At 45.1% G+C, this 19,221-nt stretch carries 16 protein-coding genes, 2 pseudogenes and 1 riboswitch; of the genes and pseudogenes, 9 read left to right on the top strand and 9 right to left on the bottom strand.

What is annotated here, in order from left to right; translation table 11 throughout:
* The 5 genes and pseudogenes from BMY60_RS16725 to BMY60_RS12510 all read left to right on the top strand — a co-directional run.
* Window positions 1-116, top strand: a pseudogene (locus BMY60_RS16725) (methane monooxygenase/ammonia monooxygenase subunit C); the annotation flags it as partial.
* A 170-nt stretch (window positions 117-286) separates the two neighbouring features.
* Window positions 287-1,111 (top strand): methane monooxygenase/ammonia monooxygenase subunit A, encoded by an 825-nt coding sequence (locus BMY60_RS12525; RefSeq protein WP_090334058.1) that lies wholly within the window; start codon window positions 287-289, stop codon window positions 1,109-1,111.
* Complete coding sequence (locus tag BMY60_RS12520; protein ID WP_090334057.1) at window positions 1,111-2,373, top strand: methane monooxygenase/ammonia monooxygenase subunit B; 1,263 nt, start codon at window positions 1,111-1,113, stop codon at window positions 2,371-2,373. The genes BMY60_RS12525 and BMY60_RS12520 overlap by 1 nt, the downstream gene beginning before the upstream one ends.
* A 169-nt stretch (window positions 2,374-2,542) precedes the next feature.
* On the top strand, window positions 2,543-3,127 hold the full coding sequence (locus tag BMY60_RS12515) for a hypothetical protein (protein ID WP_090334055.1): 585 nt from the start codon (window positions 2,543-2,545) through the stop codon (window positions 3,125-3,127).
* A gap of 48 nt (window positions 3,128-3,175) precedes the next feature.
* The gene (locus BMY60_RS12510; RefSeq protein WP_256250827.1) at window positions 3,176-3,805 is read left to right on the top strand and encodes a hypothetical protein; all 630 of its coding nucleotides are present in this window, start codon (window positions 3,176-3,178) and stop codon (window positions 3,803-3,805) included.
* A gap of 549 nt (window positions 3,806-4,354) precedes the next feature.
* Here BMY60_RS12510 and BMY60_RS12505 read toward each other — a convergent pair.
* The 8 genes from BMY60_RS12505 to BMY60_RS12470 are packed head-to-tail and all read right to left on the bottom strand — an operon-like array spanning window position 4,355 to window position 13,210.
* A complete protein-coding gene (locus BMY60_RS12505) occupies window positions 4,355-5,869 on the bottom strand; it encodes a lipopolysaccharide biosynthesis protein (protein WP_090334053.1) in 1,515 nt (504 codons plus the stop codon).
* A gap of 7 nt (window positions 5,870-5,876) precedes the next feature.
* Window positions 5,877-7,364 carry a hypothetical protein gene (locus tag BMY60_RS12500; protein ID WP_090334051.1) on the bottom strand — a complete coding sequence of 496 codons (1,488 nt, stop codon included), beginning with the start codon at window positions 7,362-7,364 and terminating at the stop codon, window positions 5,877-5,879.
* Between the two features lie 39 nt (window positions 7,365-7,403).
* The gene (gene epsI / locus BMY60_RS12495) at window positions 7,404-8,090 is read right to left on the bottom strand and encodes an exosortase-associated protein EpsI, B-type (protein WP_090334050.1); all 687 of its coding nucleotides are present in this window, start codon (window positions 8,088-8,090) and stop codon (window positions 7,404-7,406) included.
* Between the two features lie 25 nt (window positions 8,091-8,115).
* Window positions 8,116-9,003, bottom strand: a complete 888-nt coding sequence (gene xrtB, locus BMY60_RS12490; RefSeq protein WP_090334048.1) for an exosortase B — start codon at window positions 9,001-9,003, stop codon at window positions 8,116-8,118.
* Between the two features lie 24 nt (window positions 9,004-9,027).
* Window positions 9,028-9,936 (bottom strand): polysaccharide biosynthesis tyrosine autokinase, encoded by a 909-nt coding sequence (locus BMY60_RS12485; RefSeq protein ID WP_177166671.1) that lies wholly within the window; start codon window positions 9,934-9,936, stop codon window positions 9,028-9,030.
* Window positions 9,937-9,949: 13 nt separating this feature from the next.
* Window positions 9,950-11,320 carry a chain length determinant protein EpsF gene (gene epsF, locus BMY60_RS12480; protein WP_090334046.1) on the bottom strand — a complete coding sequence of 457 codons (1,371 nt, stop codon included), beginning with the start codon at window positions 11,318-11,320 and terminating at the stop codon, window positions 9,950-9,952.
* Window positions 11,321-11,373: 53 nt separating this feature from the next.
* The gene (gene epsE / locus BMY60_RS12475) at window positions 11,374-12,180 is read right to left on the bottom strand and encodes a polysaccharide export protein EpsE (RefSeq protein WP_090334045.1); all 807 of its coding nucleotides are present in this window, start codon (window positions 12,178-12,180) and stop codon (window positions 11,374-11,376) included.
* Window positions 12,181-12,226: 46 nt separating this feature from the next.
* Entirely contained in the window at window positions 12,227-13,210 is a 984-nt protein-coding gene (locus tag BMY60_RS12470; RefSeq protein WP_090334043.1) for an EpsD family peptidyl-prolyl cis-trans isomerase, read from the bottom strand.
* A 467-nt stretch (window positions 13,211-13,677) separates the two neighbouring features.
* Between BMY60_RS12470 and rfbA the strand changes: the two genes are divergently transcribed.
* The 3 genes from rfbA to BMY60_RS12455 are packed head-to-tail and all read left to right on the top strand — an operon-like array spanning window position 13,678 to window position 16,641.
* A complete protein-coding gene (gene rfbA / locus BMY60_RS12465) occupies window positions 13,678-14,598 on the top strand; it encodes a glucose-1-phosphate thymidylyltransferase RfbA (protein ID WP_090334042.1) in 921 nt (306 codons plus the stop codon).
* A gap of 3 nt (window positions 14,599-14,601) precedes the next feature.
* Window positions 14,602-15,651, top strand: coding sequence for an adenylyl-sulfate kinase (gene cysC, locus BMY60_RS16355; protein WP_256250826.1), 1,050 nt, complete (start codon window positions 14,602-14,604; stop codon window positions 15,649-15,651).
* Window positions 15,652-15,675: 24 nt separating this feature from the next.
* On the top strand, window positions 15,676-16,641 hold the full coding sequence (locus BMY60_RS12455) for a DHH family phosphoesterase (protein ID WP_090334040.1): 966 nt from the start codon (window positions 15,676-15,678) through the stop codon (window positions 16,639-16,641).
* Between the two features lie 164 nt (window positions 16,642-16,805).
* Here BMY60_RS12455 and BMY60_RS12450 read toward each other — a convergent pair whose 3' ends face one another.
* The gene (locus BMY60_RS12450) at window positions 16,806-17,873 is read right to left on the bottom strand and encodes a hypothetical protein (protein ID WP_090334038.1); all 1,068 of its coding nucleotides are present in this window, start codon (window positions 17,871-17,873) and stop codon (window positions 16,806-16,808) included.
* Between the two features lie 176 nt (window positions 17,874-18,049).
* Window positions 18,050-18,137: riboswitch (cyclic di-GMP riboswitch) on the bottom strand.
* A gap of 406 nt (window positions 18,138-18,543) precedes the next feature.
* On the opposite strand from BMY60_RS12450, the pseudogene BMY60_RS12445 reads away from it, so the two are divergent.
* A pseudogene (locus tag BMY60_RS12445) lies at window positions 18,544-19,070 on the top strand (transposase).
* Window positions 19,071-19,221 lie beyond the last annotated feature (151 nt).

Here is a 19,221-nt window from a genome sequence, read left to right as displayed (position 1 = left end):
CTGGATTGTTTTCAGGTGGTATAGCGGCGCAGATTATTACGCGCTACTCTAACCTGACGGACGTAATCTGGAACAACCAGAGCAAAGAAATCCTGAACAACCGGATTGTTCCTTAAGCTAGGCTAGCTATCATCGTCTCTGCTTGTGAAGAGTGGAGGCGATGGTTAAGCGGTATAGTGCCTGAGGGAGTAGGGAGAGCGTACTGCTGAGAGAGCCGTAGAAGACAGTAAGGAATCGTCATGTTATTAAAATTAATATCACACGAAACAAACGAAGGGAGAGTCTAGTGAGCAGAACAGACGAAATTTTAGCGGCGGCGAAGATGCCGCCGGAAGCGATCAGAATGTCCAGATACATTGATGCGGTATATTTTCCGATTCTGTGTATTCTGTTGGTTGGAACATTCCACATGCACTTTATGCTGTTGGCAGGAGACTGGGATTTCTGGCTTGACTGGAAAGATCGTCAGTGGTGGCCGGTAGTGACACCGATTGTAGGTGTAATGTACTGTGCGGCGTTGATGTATTATTTATGGGTGAATTATCGTTTACCGTATGGAGCGACCCTGTGTATTGTTTGCCTGTTGACAGGAGAATGGCTGACACGTTACTGGGGTTTTTACTGGTGGTCGCACTACCCGATCAACTTTGTATTGCCTTCGACCATGATACCTGGCGCGTTGATGCTGGATACCATCATGCTGTTGACGGGTAACTGGTTGATCACGGCATTACTGGGTGGTGGATTCTGGGGCTTGTTCTTTTATCCGGGCAACTGGCCGATATTTGGTCCGACCCACTTGCCGGTAGTAGTTGAAGGGGTATTGCTTTCAGTCGCTGACTATACAGGATTTCTGTATGTGCGTACGGGGACACCGGAATATGTACGTTTGATTGAGCAGGGCTCATTACGAACGTTTGGTGGACACACGACGGTAATTGCAGCGTTCTTCTCGGCCTTTGTATCGATGCTGATGTTCTGCGTCTGGTGGTACCTGGGCAAAATCTATTGCACCGCGTTCTATTTTGTTAAGGGCGAAAGGGGACGTATTTCACAGAAGAAAGACGTCACGGCATTTGGTGAACCAGGATTTGCAGAGAGGATTAAATAATGGAAATAAAGAACATGTTAAAGCTGGGCGTCATGGGGCTGTATGGAGCGGCGGTAGGTGCGGCGACATTAGCGTTGACGGTGGCGGTAGACGTTACGCCGGTAGCGGCGCATGGTGAACGTTCACAGGAGCCGTTTTTGCGCATGCGTACCATTCAATGGTATGACATGAGATGGGAGCCGAAAGTTACCAAGGTCAATGACATAGCGACGATGACGGGTAAATTTCACATGGCGGAAGACTGGCCGCGGGCGGTAGGCAAGCCGGATCGTGCGTTTTTTAACGTAGGTAGTCCGAGTCCGGTGTTTGTGCGTTTGAGCACCAAGCTGAACGGTGAGCCGATGTTCATATCAGGGCCGTTGGTGATTGGCCGTGACTATGAATTTGAAGTCAAGCTGAAGGCGCGTATACCTGGCCGTCATCACATGCACGCGATGGTTAACGTGAAGGAAGCGGGTCCGATTGCGGGTCCTGCATCGTGGATGAACATCACGGGTAGCTGGGATGATTTTACCAACCCTGTTAAGACGTTGACGGGAGAGACCATAGACACGGAGACGTTCAACTTTGCCAATGGAATATTCTGGCACATATTATGGACGGGTCTGGGTATTTTCTGGATTGGTTACTATGTAGCGCGTCCGATGTTTTTGCCGCGCAGCCGGGTATTGCTGGCGTACGGAGACGACCTGTTGCTGGATCCGATGGATCGTAAGGTGGCCTGGGGAGTTGCGATACTGACGTGTGCGCTGGTATGGGGTGGTTACCGTTATACGGAGAGCAAGCATCCATATACCATTCCGATACAGGCGGGTGAGTCCAAGATAGAGCCGTTGCCGATAGAGCCGAATCCTGTTGCGATCAAGGTAACGCATGCTAACTATGATGTACCTGGACGTGCGTTGCGGGTGACCATGGACATTACCAACAATGGTGACACGGCGATTAACATAGGCGAGTTCACGACGGCGGGAGTGCGTTTTGTAAACGAGCTGGGACGTGAGCATCTTGATCCGGATTATCCGAGGGAGCTGGTTGCGACTGGTTTGACATTGAATAATGACGCGGCGATAGAGCCGGGCGAGACCCGGGAAGTCAAGATGGAAGCCAAGGATGCGTTGTGGGAAGTACAGCGTTTGATGGCGTTATTGGGTGATCCTGAGAGCCGTTTTGGCGGGTTGTTGATGACATGGGATGAGGAAGGCAATCGTTACATTAACAGTATTGCTGGAGCGGTAATCCCAGTCTTTACCAGACTCTAAAATAGTAACAAGTAACAAGTAACAAGTAACAAGCAACAACGCCGGTACACCACTGTCATATGACAGCCGGTGTACCGGCTTTTTTGTTTGACGAAAGAGACGGATAAAGGGACGAGACTGCGGGCGAGTATTGTAAACGGATGATGCGCACTGCACAGGAGGAGAGATAGTGTTAAAGCGAGCCAGGAAGATTGGCGCGACGGTTATAATATGTGCTGCGGCGTTGTATACAGGCGCGGTATTTGCACATGGAGCAGAAGCGCTGGAGGATGACAGCTGCATGCGCCGGGTAGGCGAGAACATGATACATTTGAGTGTTTATCAGCCACAGATAGATATTGCCGGGCATTATTGCACGGACATACCTGCGGCAGGCAACACGGTGCTGGTGGTGGACTTGGTGGAACCGATGTTGCGTGAGATACCGGTTGGTATAAAGCTGATACGTGGCGGAAGAGAAGATGGCGATGTAATTGCCGACATTCGTTCGAGCATATATACGGATGGAGTTATCAACACACAGCAGGAATTGGAAGATGGCAGGCATTTGCTGGTTGTAACGGCGGAGGGCGTGCAACCGTTAAAGTACGTATATCATTTGCGCGTGGACATGGTGAATTACGCGGAAGTATTCAGGGCTACGATCGGTCCTGTGGTTGGGTTGTTGCTGATAGCGCTGATTGGTTACAAACTCTTCAGATCCAAACGATTCAAAAACTGGATGGCCGCTAAAAGAAAAAAAACAACTTTGTAAACAAAATTTTTTAATAAAGATTTATAATAACCCTTTTTGCAGGTGAACATGATGAGTTTCAAAATGATAAAAAAATTTTTAGTTTCAATGGTGGTCGTATCAGGCATTATTTTTTCTGGACAGGTCCATGCTCACGGTGGGCTGGCGCTGGAAGATGATTTATGTATTTTGACAGTAGGGCCTTACACAATTCACTTTACAGGTTACCAGCCAATGTCGCAGGAAGAAGAGTTTTGCGAGGATATCCCAGAGATTGGCAAAACAGTTGTAGCACTGGATTATATCAATGATGAACTTCGTCCATTTGCGACAGAAGTGCGGATTGTGCGCAGTACGACCCCCCTTAAGATCACTACCAGTACCACATCAAAGGATCTGGAAAAGATATCGGATGAGGATTTAGAGAACATGACAATCTATCACCTGCCGCCTGAAGTATATCCGAATGCCACCATTCTGGTTGAGCATTCATTTCCAGAGAAAGGAATGTTTGCGGGTGTGGTGACTGTAACGGGTAATGATCAGGAATGGGTTTCGGTTTTTCCATTCTCAGTTGGTGAAGGACTGCCAATTAATTGGTTTACGGATGTGTTGCCGTACGTTGTGCTTGTTGCTTTCGCAGCATTCTTCTTCTTGCGTAGCCGTAAGAAACCAGAGCAAGAAGGAACGGCAGCCTAAGAAAACGAACTCAATTCAAATATCGGATCTGGTTGAAGGTGGCGGGAAATATAGATTTCCTCTTCCTCTATTAGCATTCGATAAGGGTACTGGAAACACGGCAGACATTGTCGTGTTTTTTTTGGTTTTCATTTGTTGTCCCGTTTTTTTGGTATAAAACCTCCGTCTTCAGACGGAAAATGGCTTCAGCCGTAGAAGTTATCTCATACTCTATCCTTTTTAAAATGAGGGGTGAAACCCTCATTTTATACCTTTTATTTTTCAAACTTTGGTTTACACTCTCTTATTACATTGTTTATATTGACAAATATAAAATGCGATTGCCGAAATTTGATATGTAAAGGGTATAAAAAGGATAGAGTATGAGATATACAACAGGTTGTCACCATAAAACTCTCCAATATGTCATTTTTACAATTACCTTTTAAAGACATAATAATATGGTTTGTTGCTATTAAAAACCCCTTGATGAATAGGGTTTCTAGTGCAATATCATATTGATAGTAATAGGGTAGTTATTCTTTTTGTGAAACTCGGCAATCATGCAGGCTACCAGTAGAACACTTTTTTATTGACAAAGCCATTCAGTCTTTCCCGTTCCTCAACTTTAAAAGGTTTGAAGAAATAAGCTGTCAGTAAAAAGAATGCAGGCACTAGCAGTGCAAGGATAAGCAGGTTGGTCCAGCCTTGGGTCTGAAAAACAGACAATTGCGCCAGAAAGAAACCGCCTGTTGCCGCCAGAATCAATTTAATGAGTCCGGAGCTATCCGGGCGGTAGGCCGTATTGTGCATTAAAAAGGAAATAATCGTGGCGTTAAATAGCAGCTGACTGATAATAATGGCGCTGATCGGTCCCCACAGTCCCTGATTTGCCTCCAACAAACCATAAGCAAGGGGTAGTGAAAGAACACCAAGAATGCTGCCCCACAAGACAATATGATTTTTATCGATAGCAACCACGATGGTTGTTAAAATCCGGTGCTGACTAAGCGGAATCATCGCAAACATCAGGCCGGTTAAATAATCGCCGGCCTGCGTAAATTTACCGTCACTTATTAAGTTGAGCAGTTCATCTCCTGTAAGCCAGACATAAACCACCACGGGCATCAGAACAAACAAACTCAATTTTCCCGCCAGATTTGCATTACGCGTTAATTCATGCATGCTGCCTGAGTATACATAAGAAGCAACGAGTTTAGGCTGGATCAGGTTGAATAATAATGTCGCCGGAAGATAATTTGCAATCTGCATGTATAGTTTACACAAAAAGCCAAATAAGGCAGTGGCTTCTATTCCCAGATAGCGCTGGGTTATTAGAATGAGCGTTTGAGGGCTGTAGGTCAAAATGATCAGGTGACTGAAATACATGTTACGGGCAACGCGCCACATTTTTGACGCCTTTGGCAGTTGCCAGTTATCTTTTCCTGATTTGTTCTGGTAAGTGTTTAGATGCAGATTTAATCCATATAACACCAATAGAAAACCCAATGCAGATGCAGCGATTTCTGCAAGTATGACGTAATAGAGATAAATACTGCCGTGAGAAACGGCAATACCAATGAGTAATAGAAAAATAAAATTACGTGCCGCAAGGCTGATTTGCGCAAGCTTTTGTTGCATCAATGACGCTAAGATGTTTTCCCGAATACGCCTGCTTAAGCCTTCCAGAAAGAGGACAGCTAAAAATAATTTTGCTGGCGTTTCATACTGCATCAGTTCCGCAGGCATCAGCCATTGCGTCATAGCAAAAAGCAGAAAAGCGCCAGCCAGAAGCGTGAAGGCAAACAATGCAATAATCTTCCACACAAATTGCACAAGCAACTGACCGTTGCCATGTAAACGACACTCGGGTAAATAACGCGCCGATAACCAAGGTAAGCCGAAAGAAAATATGGCCAGGGCCAGCTCCATAGTTGCGACCAGAAGCACATACATACCATATTCTTCTGTAGTCAGCAGTCTAACCAGTAGCAATAGGATAATGAGTGTGAGCAACGCTGATACTGCTTTGCCGCTCAAAAAATGTATTGCGCTGTGCTTGAGTTCAGTTGCCGAATACATCATCACAAGCTCATACCGTTTGTTTGCGCAAGGATGATAGATGTTGACGGTGCAGCCATGCAAGATAGCCTAGCAAGGCAGTAAATACAATCTGAAAACTCAAGAGTTCCAGAATACCGACACGGTAAAACAAATAAAAGGCAAAGATTGCCATGGCGGCTTGTATGGCTGCTGCATCAGCACGGACAACTGGAGAAGCCGATTCTCGTATTAATCGGTTAGCACAACGCCAGGCCAATATCAGTATGGTTATAAATAACAGAAAACCAAAAACTCCCAGGTCCCAGAGCAGTGTGGGCGTAGCGGTCAAATTAATTCCATAATTCGGATAATGAGTGGCGATATGCCCGCGTGTGGCAGTATGAGAGGCGCCCAATCCATTTCCGAAAAAAAATGATACCGGATCACCGGCATCTTGATTTTGTGCCCAAAAAGTAATGGCTGTGGTCCGGTTCAAATAGTAACCGCCGTAACCTTTGTCCTGAAAATTATATGCAATTGTGTCGGAAACAAGTTCTTCCTTGCTTTTTTCCGGCATAAAGTTCAAATAAGTGTAACCGGCGGTGACTGTAATCAACATGACAACAGAGAAACTCAGCAGCCAGTATCGCAGCTGTTTTACTATTCTATGGCGGTAGAGCACTGCGAACATGAGCGGTAACATAATAAGTACGACTTTTGTTTCGCCTAAAAACAACGGTGCAGCAATGGTGAGCACTAGCACGAAAAAATAGCCGGCCGGCAGCAAATTTTCAATACGCCGTGCCAACAGAAATCCCAACATAATGATCAGGAATACAGCCATCTCGCCACTCGCGCCGCCACCGGTAATGCTCGAACCGAATGTGCCTGCAACGACATCAACCGGCACCATATGAGGATAAGCGTTTTTGATGCTTTCCCGGAAAGGAACCCATGTGATCAGCTGGTAAATTGCAAGCGGCAGTTGTGCTATGGCGATACATAAAATAAATATACGCCAGCGTCGTATTTTTTGCGCATCCAGGCTCAACCAGCATAATGCAAAGATGAACCCCCACATCTGAAAGTAGCGTTTAACACCACCAAAAAATTCACCAGTCGAATGCCAGCTTGCCAGTGAACATATGATTGCATAAATAAAAAATATTAACGCGACCCAGATGAAAGCAGGCGTTTCTTTTATTATGGCGGGCGTTGACAAAAGCTTAAGAAAAGCAACGCTCATCAGAAAAAAACCGAGTATCGAAACGCTCCATGCACTTCTGGCTGCAACGCCTTCATGTATGAACAGCGGCAGAATACCGGTTACCAGCAAACCGGATATCAATATCAGCCAGATGATCCAGTCGGGTTTGACTAAAAAGGCAGAGCCAAGAACCAGGGCGGCTGCGAAGCCTATGGATATTGGATCTGCGGTTACAGCAATCAGTCCGAAGAACAGAGCAAGCGGTATACTGAGTGCCGTAATGAATAATGGCAGGCCCGGACGGTTGCCTGAAGCAGATAGAAGGTTCATTTTGTTGACCGGACTGCAGCCGTTTTCAGTTTTTCAGTGTTACAGATCGACTGTTCCAGTCAGCCTGCTGCGCATCTTGACATCTATGGATGACAGCATATCCTGTATAAAAAAATCCTGTATCTGGTATGCTTGATCGGCATTCGAACCAAGTGTTGATACACGCACCAGCATCCCGTCTGGTACATTTCCGGACAAACCGTAGCGAATTTGTTGTAACTTCTGGTTGATGCCGGGCAAGACGGCTTTATCGCCTATCGTCACCCAATAAGTTATCGGTTCGTTGCGATTGCCGCGCGTAGCCAGCAGCCGCCTGCCAGGCAGATTGCCATACTGCGTGGCTATTTCTCCGGCGGTATTTTGTTTGATTTCGAAACCCTGTGCCAGATAACAGGTTTCCGGCTTGTGCAGGGATAAGTGATCACTCTGGTCGCCCCCATAAGCCACTGAAAGCATAACGCGGTCACCCTGGGAGTTAACATAGGTTCTTGCCAGTGTTTGATTGTATAATTTATCCAGTTGCGCCTGGGTCTTGGGGTCGACTTGCAACGGGATGATGGATGAATCAATTTTCCAGTCATTAAACGATACCGGAATCAGCGCTTCGAGATTAATGGCATCTCTCAAATCTGCAATTTTGGTAGTGGGCGTCATTGCCGTCGTCAGAGAGGCGGTGGATATCATCAATATACTCAGGCTCAGGCTAATCAATACAGGCTTCTTCATCATATTCTCCGGGTGTCAGGTGAGTTCATGCAGGCGCTGCCGAGCTTCTCATGCGGTGTTTCGAGATATAATGCAGACATGAGTCCACGCTTAAGATCAAGATCAGCGCACTGATAAATAAGACCATACCCGCAAATCCGTGCATGAATCCTTGACCGGCGGCATCCCCGTAGTGATAGGTAATCAATGTAAGTGCAATGACGCGTATGACATTAGCGGCAAATGAGATCGGTATAATCAGGATGACCAGCGCCACGTTACGAAAAACCGAAGAATGCTGTACCAGATTCAAGTAAAACAATCCCAGCGCCTCCAGCGTTAACAACGTTTGCAGGCCGGCGCATGCATCCGCTACGAGCAGCTGGTATTGTCCTATCTGGAGGATAACGCCATTACGTGCAATCGGATAATCCGCCCAAAACAAAATATGCTCCGCAACATAAGATACGGCCATTTTCATCGGCATTGTCAGCATGCTGACAATCGGGCCTGGAAGCGGGATCATGAACAGCATAAAAAATAGCGGAAACCAGAGGGCCTTAAGCGCTGCAGTGCCGCGAGTGATTAATAGAATCGCTGCCAGGGTTACAATAAACGATCCGATTTCAAATATCAGAATTTGCTGTGAACGGCCAATGGCGTATAGTGCCAGTGCAACAGTCAACACAAACCAGCCGCTTGCGGCAGGTATGCTGCCTTCACTACGCGTTATCATTTGCGGCCATTTTCGATAAATGAGCCAGATGGAAAGTGCTAAAATGATGGGGCCATGTACTTGTTCGTCATCTTTCCACAATCCATTGGCAAGATCATAAAAGGTGGGAAGAAACAACACCGCTAATCCGATCAAGACCGGTGACCAGAAAATGAATGCAGCTTTTCGGTTTTCCCGGTGAGTGTTGGAAAAAGGCATGATGAAAATATCCTTTTACGCTAGCTAGTAGTCGACTAGAACTGTACCTATGATTGTGGTGCCGTTGTCGGCCATTTGTTTGCTGACGGCAATGACATCATCCAGACGGGATTGATTCTTATGCACCGCCAGCAAGACGTAGTCGCAGTTATTGGCAATCAGAAGTGCATCGGTACTTTCCATATATCCGGGCGTGTCGTATAACACGACGTCAAATTGACCCGCCAGCAATTCGTGTGTGCTGTTGAACGTAGACATGCCGAGTAATTCCGAGGAGTGCGGTGGCAGTGTCCCGGCCGGCAAGATTGTAAGGTTTGGCAACGACTCTATTGTGACCATAACGTCGGTTATTACAGTGTGACCGGCCAGCATGTCGGACAAACCGTGTTTGTCAGTCAGACCAAATATCTGATGCTGAACAGGATTTCTAAAATTTGCGTCAATCAGCAATGTTCGTTTGTCCAGTTGCGAGTATAAGGCGGCAAGATTGGCGGCAAAGCGGCTTGTTCCACAGTCCTGCCTGACTCCAACCACGGCTAACACATTCTGCTTGGATGGAAACCCACGCAGCATCAACTGCGTTCGAACAGAACGAATGGACTCCGCCAGGGTGCCGCCGGGTTGATCGATAACTGGCAACTCCGGTGTCGTACCCGCCTGTTTTGGTAACTGATGTGAACTGCCAAACTGATAGGTCATTGCATGTTGAACGTCAATATCTGAAACTAACCCAAGCTGTTTTGCAGCTTCCCCAAACCGTATCTGATTCTTTTTTTGTAACTGGAGAATTCTTTCAGTGTCTTCCCGGGTTATTTTGCCCATTTCTAGAAGAATCTGACCAATACGCAGTGTATGACGTTGAATGGAATCAGTCAAAGAAACCGTGTTTTGCGTTTTAACAAACTGAATTGCCGGTGGAATTGAGATACTCATAAGATATCCATTATTAACCGGTTGCTCTTTGAATGTATCGCAGCAGCGGTAAACGAAAATGTCTGGTTTGTTGTGGCCGCATATCAATATTGCCCAGAATAGGGTATTGCAATACATCATTCAGGTCTTCCGTTGAGCGGACACGCCGGTCGACCATTTCAACCAGTAAACCAAGAAATACACCGAGCAAGCTGCCAAGAAAAATCGATAATATTAGATTTAACTGCAAATTCGGACTGTCATGACTTGTTGGGGTAGTAGCGGGGTCGAGAACGGAAACACTCGAAAGATTGGAACGGCCTTCCAGGCTGGTCCTATTCAGATACTGCAATGCACTGTCATAGGCATGTTGCGCGCCTTCAGCTTCCCTTAACAACAGCTTAAGTTCATTACGCGCTTGCTGCAAAGCCAGCACCCTGTTTTTCTGTATTTCCAACGCTTCTCGAATTTCAGCTTCTCGACTGATTGCTTTTTGTGATGTGATTTTGGTATGTTTAGCCAGCTCAGTCTTGATTTTTACGACCTGTGCTTTCGCGCCCTCATATTCAGGATGATTTTTGCCAAAGCGTTGCTGGGTGTCTGCTAATTTCGCCTTGGCCTGAACCAGGTTGGCTTTGAGTCCGTTAATCAAAGTGTTAGTCACGACACTGTGCCCTCCATCGGTACGCGTATCGCTGTCTTCCCCGGAACCCATCACATCACTTTGTACCAATGTCAGTTTGCTGGCAAGCTCGTTTAATCGGCGCGTTTCAATATCAAGACGGTTATCTACATCAACAATCCCTTCATCCTGCTGAAATTGCGATACTTTTTTTTGCGCCATCTCGAGTTTGTCACGTAAAACATTTAGTTGATTTGATAAATAAGCTGAAGCCTGCTGTGAAGGTTCTACAGATAACCGGATGCTCATTTCCTGATATGCAGTTGCGAAAGCATTGGTTATGGTAGTGACAAATTCCGGATCGGTGCCTTTAAAACTAATAGTAATCACGTTACTTTCACGCGAAGGCTCCACATGCAAGTTTTTTACAAGCAAGGCGGCCAGCCAGTGACGAATACTGCCTCCTTCATTTGCTTTCTCGAACTGCTGTCTGATGGTTGTGTGCTGGTCGAGTTTTAACCGGTCCACTACCAATAATGCAGTTCTGGTACTGGTGATGACATCCAGCTGCGTGGCCATAAAACCATGCATTAATTGAACCGGCAGAGTATGGCCTGTAACGGGGTCTACACCTTTGCTCGTAAGCATGACAGTTGTTGTTGCTTTGTATGATTTTGGAAGCAACAAGCTGACTACGAGTGTTGTGAGTACAGTAACAAGAAATATAAGCAGCATTATTTTATAACGTGCTTGCAAGATACGAATTAATTGCAAAAAATTCATATGGGATACGCTATGAAGCCCACGGGTTGATAATCATGTAAAAAAGCTGTCATTTAAAATAAGCTTTCCTGAATATAAACAACATCATCTGGCCGTACTAAATCATCCGGCTTTACTTTGATCACTTGCAGTGCGCCCTCAGCGTCGCGGCGCTGAATCCGTACACCGCGCTCTGTGCCACGTTGATTAAGTCCGCCACCGGTAGAAAGCGCCTGAACGACGGTCATGTTGGGTTCCAGCCGATAAAATCCCGGTCGCTGCACTTCGCCATAAATATAAAAGCGAGGGGCTATTGGGACATAGATAAGGTCCCCTCCGCGTATGGTTGGATTCAGGCGCATATCACCAGACTGAAAGATGGCAAGCACGTCTATTTCCTCTTTTACGAAATGATTATCCTCAGTGCGAATTAACGTTACAGTATTCCCGCCATCCGAGCTGATGCCGCCTGCCATGGCAAGTACATCCGTTAAGCTTCGCTGACCTTCAATGGCGTAGCGCCCCTGATTATGAACATGTCCAAGTACAGAGATTTGCTGGCTATACAGCGTCGTAGTCAGAATTGTGACCTGTGGTTTTCGCAGAAAGCCCTGATTTTGGAGCATGTCAGCAATTTTTTTCTCGGCTGCATTCGGCGTCAGGCCATCAATTGTTATTTCTCCTAATAAAGGAAAAGTTATTTTTCCGGACTCATTCACTTTGGTTTCAAGTGTGAGATCAGGATTGCCGTACACAATGATCTTTAAAAGATCTCCCGAACTAAATAAGCTTGTATTGATATCTTTTGAATCGGCATGGCTAAAACCAATCGATAGACCATACAGTAACAAGCCTGCACTCCAATAAAGCAATTTCACCATTTTTCGCTGTTAAATTTAATGCCAACCAATAATAAATTCCGCAAGATTATCTCAAGCCGCCAATGCCGCGCTCGATCGATTCATTTTGCAGCAGCGTATCATCCACAAGCTGTTTGTTTCCGTCGTCGGCCAATGGTCGCGCTAAGGATTGAGATGCGCTACCGGTTTCGTCTTTGTCTTTGCTTTCGGCCGTGGCGTGCAGGTATTCGATATTCGCCTCGGCGCGCAATTGCGCTATTGCGGTTTTTGCAGCTTCGCGGCGCTTTTGGTTCAGCAAATGCATTGAAATCTGTAATTTAACATCTTCAATTGATACTGGATCGTTTTCAATATTTTCTACAAGTATCATCAGGTTGCTTGTATTTTCATTTACAAGAAGCATTTCGCCTTTTTTGGTCGCCTGCAGCTTTGCAATCATTTGTGGCGACATGCCCATAGTAGTACGTATTATTGCGTCTCGCAAATATGAAATCTCATGTTTGTCCAGCAATTTAGCAACATCATCCAGTGATTTTGCTGAGTTAATGGCAGCATTCAACGTGTCGTTTAGGTTGTTTGCGGAAAATCGTAAAAAAGTCAGGTGATATTTTTTTCGCTGAGAAAACAGTTCCGGATGCTCCCGGTAGAACTGACTGATTTCCGTCTCTGATGGTTTGTTTACGTGACTTAATATTGTTTGCATGTATGACTGCGCAATAATCTGCATTTTGGCGCGTTCAATCGCACGCATGACATTCGGCGCACGGTCAAGCTGGCTGCGTTTGGCTTCTGCAATCATTAATTGACGGTCAATCATGGATTCCAAAAGCTGTTTTTTTGCCTGCTCTACCTGGCTGGCCTGTACTTTAGCATGGCCCAATTCATCATTCAGCTGAATAACTGTGATTTCCTCGCCATCCACACGCACCAGTGCCTGGCCGGGTTCATTACTGGTCGGCTGACTGTCGCAAGCAAATAAAATTAAAGCACATACAAATATTGAGACATTAAATACAGAAGCGCTAGAATTAGAAAAAAATTTTTTATTCATAGGAATTGCCGATAGTACTCAATCCTTCGCCGAAATAAAACAATGCTGCTATTAAAAAATTTGGCATAACAACTCGATGGTTTTGACAGAGATGAAACTGCTTAATTTAGTTTTTCTGTTGTCGCCAAAACATGTTTTTATCACTTTTTTCTTGATTTGTAGATAGCTGGTTGTTTGACGGAGAATATCTTCCGGTGCAGCGGAGCTAATACCGGATTATAGATGACAAGGCCCATGATGTTTGTTTATCAGGCATAATCCGGCATTTTCTTAACGTTCATTCACTGCCTGTTAAATAAACAGTATGCACATAACACATGGCGACATCCCCTGGAAATATATTATTATCTTTGCTTGTTACGGGCATTTCAATGCGACAATATGTCGCAGCCGATCCTTCCATGAAACTTTTTTGATTTAGTAAGATGCTTTATTTTATATCAGTAAACTGACAACTGTTTTATAAAATGATTGATACGACACAATCAAAACAAACGCAACAGCTTGAACGGCAAAGAAAAGGAATTGTACTGGCGGGTGGCTCGGGTACCCGGCTATATCCTGTGACGCAAGTAACATCCAAGCAATTGTTGCCGGTTTTTGACAAGCCGATGGTGTATTATCCACTCAGTACTCTGATGCTGGCGGGTATCCGCGATTTGCTGGTGATATCGACACCGGTGGATATATCGCACTATGAGCGGTTGCTGGGAGACGGGCATCAGTGGGGATTGAATATCAACTACGCTGTTCAGCCGGTACCAGGCGGGCTGGCTGAAGCTTTTTTGATTGGCGAATCGTATATCGGCAATGATTATTCGGCACTGGTTCTGGGTGATAATATTTTTTACGGCCATGATCTGCATCATTTGCTTCTCAACGCCATGAAACGTCCGTCGGGTGCCAGCATATTTGCGTATCATGTGCTGGCTCCAGAACGCTACGGCGTTGTTGAGTTTGATTCGAAAGGGCACGCAATCAACCTGGAAGAGAAGCCGCGCAATCCAAAATCGAACTATGCGGTGACCGGTTTGTATTTCTATGATAATCAGGTTGTTGATTTTGCCAAGAGCATTCGTCCTTCTCAGCGTGGCGAACTGGAAATTACCGATGTGAACCAATTATACCTGGAACAGGCGTCGCTGCATGTGGAGATAATGGGACGCGGGTATGCGTGGCTGGATACCGGGACGCATGAATCGCTGCTGAAAGCGAGTCATTTTGTTGCCACTATTGAACAACGGCAGGGGCTCAAGATTGCATGTCCGGAAGAGATCGCGTATAGGCAGGGCTGGATAGACGAAGTACAACTTGAGACGTTGGCGAGGCAATTGACCAATAACGGCTATGGACGCTATCTGCTGCAGATGCTAAATTGCAGAATTTGAGTTTTGACTGATGATGACAACGTGAATATCGATAATTCAATGGGTACAAATTATGTCTGCACGGCATGTAATCGACAGACCATTCAATGGCAGGAGCAGTGCGCATATTGCCAGTCCAGAAATACACTGATTGAAACTGTGGACGAATATCTACCTGAAACAGCCAATCAATTTGAGGCCGAGCTCAAGTGGGCCAGTAAACAGCCCTTAATGCCAGGCCGTCAATATCGAATCAGTCTTGCCGGTAGGGAAATGGCGGCCACGGTGACAGCGATTAAATACCGTACAGACATTGTTTCTGGTGCGCGTTTGGCCGCTCGAACATTAAATATGAATGAAGCTGGCAGAGTAAATTTGTATACAAATGAACCATTGATGTTTAAACGCCAGAGTAATAGCGGCGATTTGAAATTTTTTTTGACGGACTGGCAGACAGGCGAGCAGGCTGGTTCGGGAACAATCGATTTTATTCTGCGTCGCGCTACTAACCTGCAATGGCAGAACTTGGCAATTGACAAGACAGCGCGGTCTGTTCAGAAACGGCAAATACCGAAATGTATCTGGTTTACCGGCCTGTCCGGCTCAGGTAAATCAACGATTGCCAATTTGCTGGAAAAACACTTGCACCAGGGAAACAAGCATACGTATTTGCTTGATGGCGATAATATCAGGCATGGCTTATGCCGTGACCTGGGTTTTACCGAAGCTGACCGTGTAGAGAATATCCGCCGTGTATCTGAAGTAGCCAGACTTATGGTTGATGCAGGATTGATTGTGTTGGTCAGCTTTATTTCTCCATTCCGCAGCGAACGCCGTGTGGCGCGCGATTTGTTTGCGGCAGGCGAGTTTATTGAGGTTTTTGTCGACACTAATCTGGCTGAGTGCGAGCGCCGCGATGTAAAAGGCCTTTATGCCAAGGCTCGCAGCGGTGTATTAAGAAATTTTACCGGGATCGACAGTCCATATGAACCACCTGTATCACCAGAGATTCATATTCAAACAACTGTGCTATCCCCGCAGGCAGCTGCTGAAACGATCTTGAAACAATTGTGAATTTGTTCATCGGGGCAATCGGCAATGAATTATATTGATGTCTTTAACGGCGATGCCGACGGTATTTGCGCATTGATACAATTACGCAAGGCCAACCCGCAGAAGTCACAGCTTGTTACAGGTGTTAAGCGAGACATTGAGCTGCTTAAGCGCATTGATGCAACACCTGATGACCATATCAGTGTTTTGGATATTTCTTTTGACAAAAACCGGTCTGATGTACAGCGGCTGCTAAATCAGGGAGCGTCTATTGAATACTTCGACCATCATTATTGCGGCACTCTTGTGAACCATCCCAGGTTGAAAACGGTTATCAACGATCAGTTACCAAACGTGTGTACGGGCCTGATCGTAGATCAGCATATTGGCGGCCGGTTTCGTGCATGGGCGCTGGTTGCCGCGTTCGGCGACAATATGAATACGGCGGCCATGTCGCTGGGACAAGAATCGGGGTACAGCAATGATTCGCTGGCGATGCTTCAGCGCCTCGGTATGTATATCAACTACAATAGTTATGGTAAAAGCCTGTCAGATTTATTCTATCATCCGGATACGCTGTATCAGCATTTGCAGCCATATGAATCGCCTTTCGATTTTTTACATGAAGACACAGTCATTTTCAAAACCCTAGACGCAGGTTACAAAGAAGATGTTGCGAAGGCAAACAGCAGTCAATTTTTGTATCAATCTTCAAAATCGGCTGTGGTTTTGTTCGACAATGAAAAATGGGCGCGCCGCATTAACGGCGTTTATATCAATGATCTTGCCAACCGGCATCCAGAGCGGGCACATGCCGTAATTACTGAAAGTACTGACGATACCTGTTCAGTGAATATCCGAGCGCCACTTGGCAGAGAAACATTGCCTGCCGATCAACTGGCGCGCAAATTCACATCTGGCGGTGGACGAAAAAGTGCGGCAGGCATCAATGCGTTACATTCTGATCAAGTTGAACAGTTTATTGAAGACTTTAAAATGCACTTTTCATAACCCGGAACAGAAGTGCATAGCCGGCGTTTATTTTCATCCTGCAATAACGCGTTAGGAAATACAATACCTTGAATCTTAAACACGGAGAAATACACGTTTAGCCCTACGATATCCATAATGACTAAACATGTATTGAAAAAAACGGTTACGTTTAAATGATTGGATCAGGGCTCATTAGGACTTATTTCAGTAACGGGTGGATTAGCTTCAAATTCAGTTATTGAAATAGTTTTATAGGTATCTGGAAGTTTTGAGCCGGTTTTGATGGAATCCGGTGGATCAATTGTAGCCATATGATGTATTCTTGGCGTTCTTCCGGCTAGTCCAAACCTTGAGGCGCCGATAGTAGGAACATATTTATGCGGAGCAGCAAAATCCTCAACTCTTAGATCGATATCCGGATAATAGTCAGCTCCAACGCTTACCAGTAATTGAGATTTTGCGCGGTCATCTTGTGATTCGGGGTCATCCAGAATCAGTTCCGAAGTTAATTGTGCATAGACGGCTTTAACATCCGCGCCATCAATTTGATGTATACGAATACCTCCATGAATTGGGTTTAACCCGGCGTTCAATTTGTAAGAGATTTTACCGTCGGGCTCGATGCGTTTATTTACTTTTTGACGTGCTGTACTTGATGATATATACGGCATATGATACTGCCATTTGGGGTCTGTACTGTCTTCATTAATCTGCTCCCAGGAATTCGTACTTCGTTTGAGGACAAACAATTTGATATCGGATATTTTAACGCGAGCGTTGGTCGCTTCATGCTCTGTGCCAGGATAAATGACAAACCAAGGTGTAATGGCTTGCCAGTAGGCTGCAGACTTGTAGTATTTGTCATAGGGCTGCCACCAGATTGGGGTTGCATCCCCTCTGGCTGCGGCACCCATAACTATATTTCCTTTTTTGGACCATCCGTGATCAGGAGCATCCAGTAATTCGACTTCGTTTAGCAACATATCGGCTTTTATATCATCAAATACATTTGGCAAAGCTTGGTTGCTGGTGAGCAGAAATGCAAATAATGTACAAATCATTAAGATTTTAACAATGTGAATTGTATATAATATTATATTATCATCTGCTTTTGGTTTAAAACCACCGTATGTGGAGTATGCTAATAACGGCTTTAGCCAGAAAAGAAGCTTGGCGACTTTAGTAATAATTGTTTTTTTAGGATTAATTGAAAACAAACAATCATCAGATAGTTTGCGGTTTTGGGTCATTCTAGGTCCTCCTGTGCGGATGGACGGCTGGAAGATGATTTTTTTACATACCTACATATCAGTTATGAATTAAATTGATTATAATTAACAGTGACATACCATATGACAGTTATGGTAATGAACGCTTCTTGATCAACGCTTAATTCTGTAGTGAAACATGTGACATGTGTAAATATCTTTGCAGCGCGGCCATCTTTGGTTGTCTATACCTTTAGATCGTTCACTTTGCGTCCCACTCTTTCGAATGGTTTGCCTTTTAAAAGCTATTTCACGTTTTTCAGCTTTTTCAAATATGTGCTGAGCTACGTCATATAATTAAAAATATTCAGTTTGTCTTTTATAAATACTTTGTGAGTGGTTTCACGACATTTTTAAAGATTTCTTTAGTCAGAGGTGTCTGGATGACATACGAACGTTCTGTCAATGGCTAGAGTGCTAGTGTTTAATTGCAAAAATAATGTGTGTTATTTTTCAGATCAACCAATTGTTTTGTAATGAGATATTCTTTAAAAAGTATATGTCGAATTAATGCAATTAAACACTAGATTCTTATGAAAACTTTCGCGCAGATCAATACAAATTTATGCCTATGAACTATTCTCAGCATTTCTCATCTTGTTTATTGATATCAATGAGGTAAAGGAACGGCGATGAAAGACCGGGAAATGAGCTGATAGATTGGCAAAAACGGTACGGTACAGAAGAAGGCTGCGTGCAGGCATTAATAGAGCGACGCTGGCCGGAAGGATTTCGCTGCCCGTGCTGTGGTCACGATGGTGGTTACAGTATTAAGACGCGTGGCTATTGGGATGCAGTCAATGCCACAAACAAACCTCATTAACGGCAGGCACCTTGTTTCATTCAACCAATCTGCCATTATCCAAGTGGTTCTGGGCAATTTACCTGGTTGCATCGGATAAAGGCGGTATTTCTGCCTTGCGTTTATCCAAACAGATAAACGTATCCTGGATAACCGCCAGCAGAATGCTGCGAAAGATTCGCATTGCCATGGGACACCGGACTGGTGAGTGGTTGCCATGGGTGCATATCGCCATTGGCAACCTTAAGGCATTCTTGCTGGGAACATATCACGGAGTGTCATCAGGTTACTTGCAAGAATATCTCAATGAGTTTTGCTACCGTTTTAACCGGCGAGCATGGGAAGCTGAATTACCTTCCCGTCTCCTGAGTTGTTGATACCGGTTTAAAATTGACCACCCATTACGGTTGAAATTTGACCAGGGGGAAACAGTGCGCAGGATACTACGCATCTGTGGATAAGTCGACCAGACTGAGTTGGTATTTTGCCTCCTGCTGATGCTTTGTGTTCAGTTGCTCGTTACAAATT

Origin of the sequence: Nitrosomonas sp. Nm51 (assembly GCF_900111165.1) — a bacterium.
GTDB lineage: Bacteria > Pseudomonadota > Gammaproteobacteria > Burkholderiales > Nitrosomonadaceae > Nitrosomonas.
Note: the sequence above shows the minus strand (reverse complement) of the source record. Positions and strands in the feature narration are given on the sequence as shown.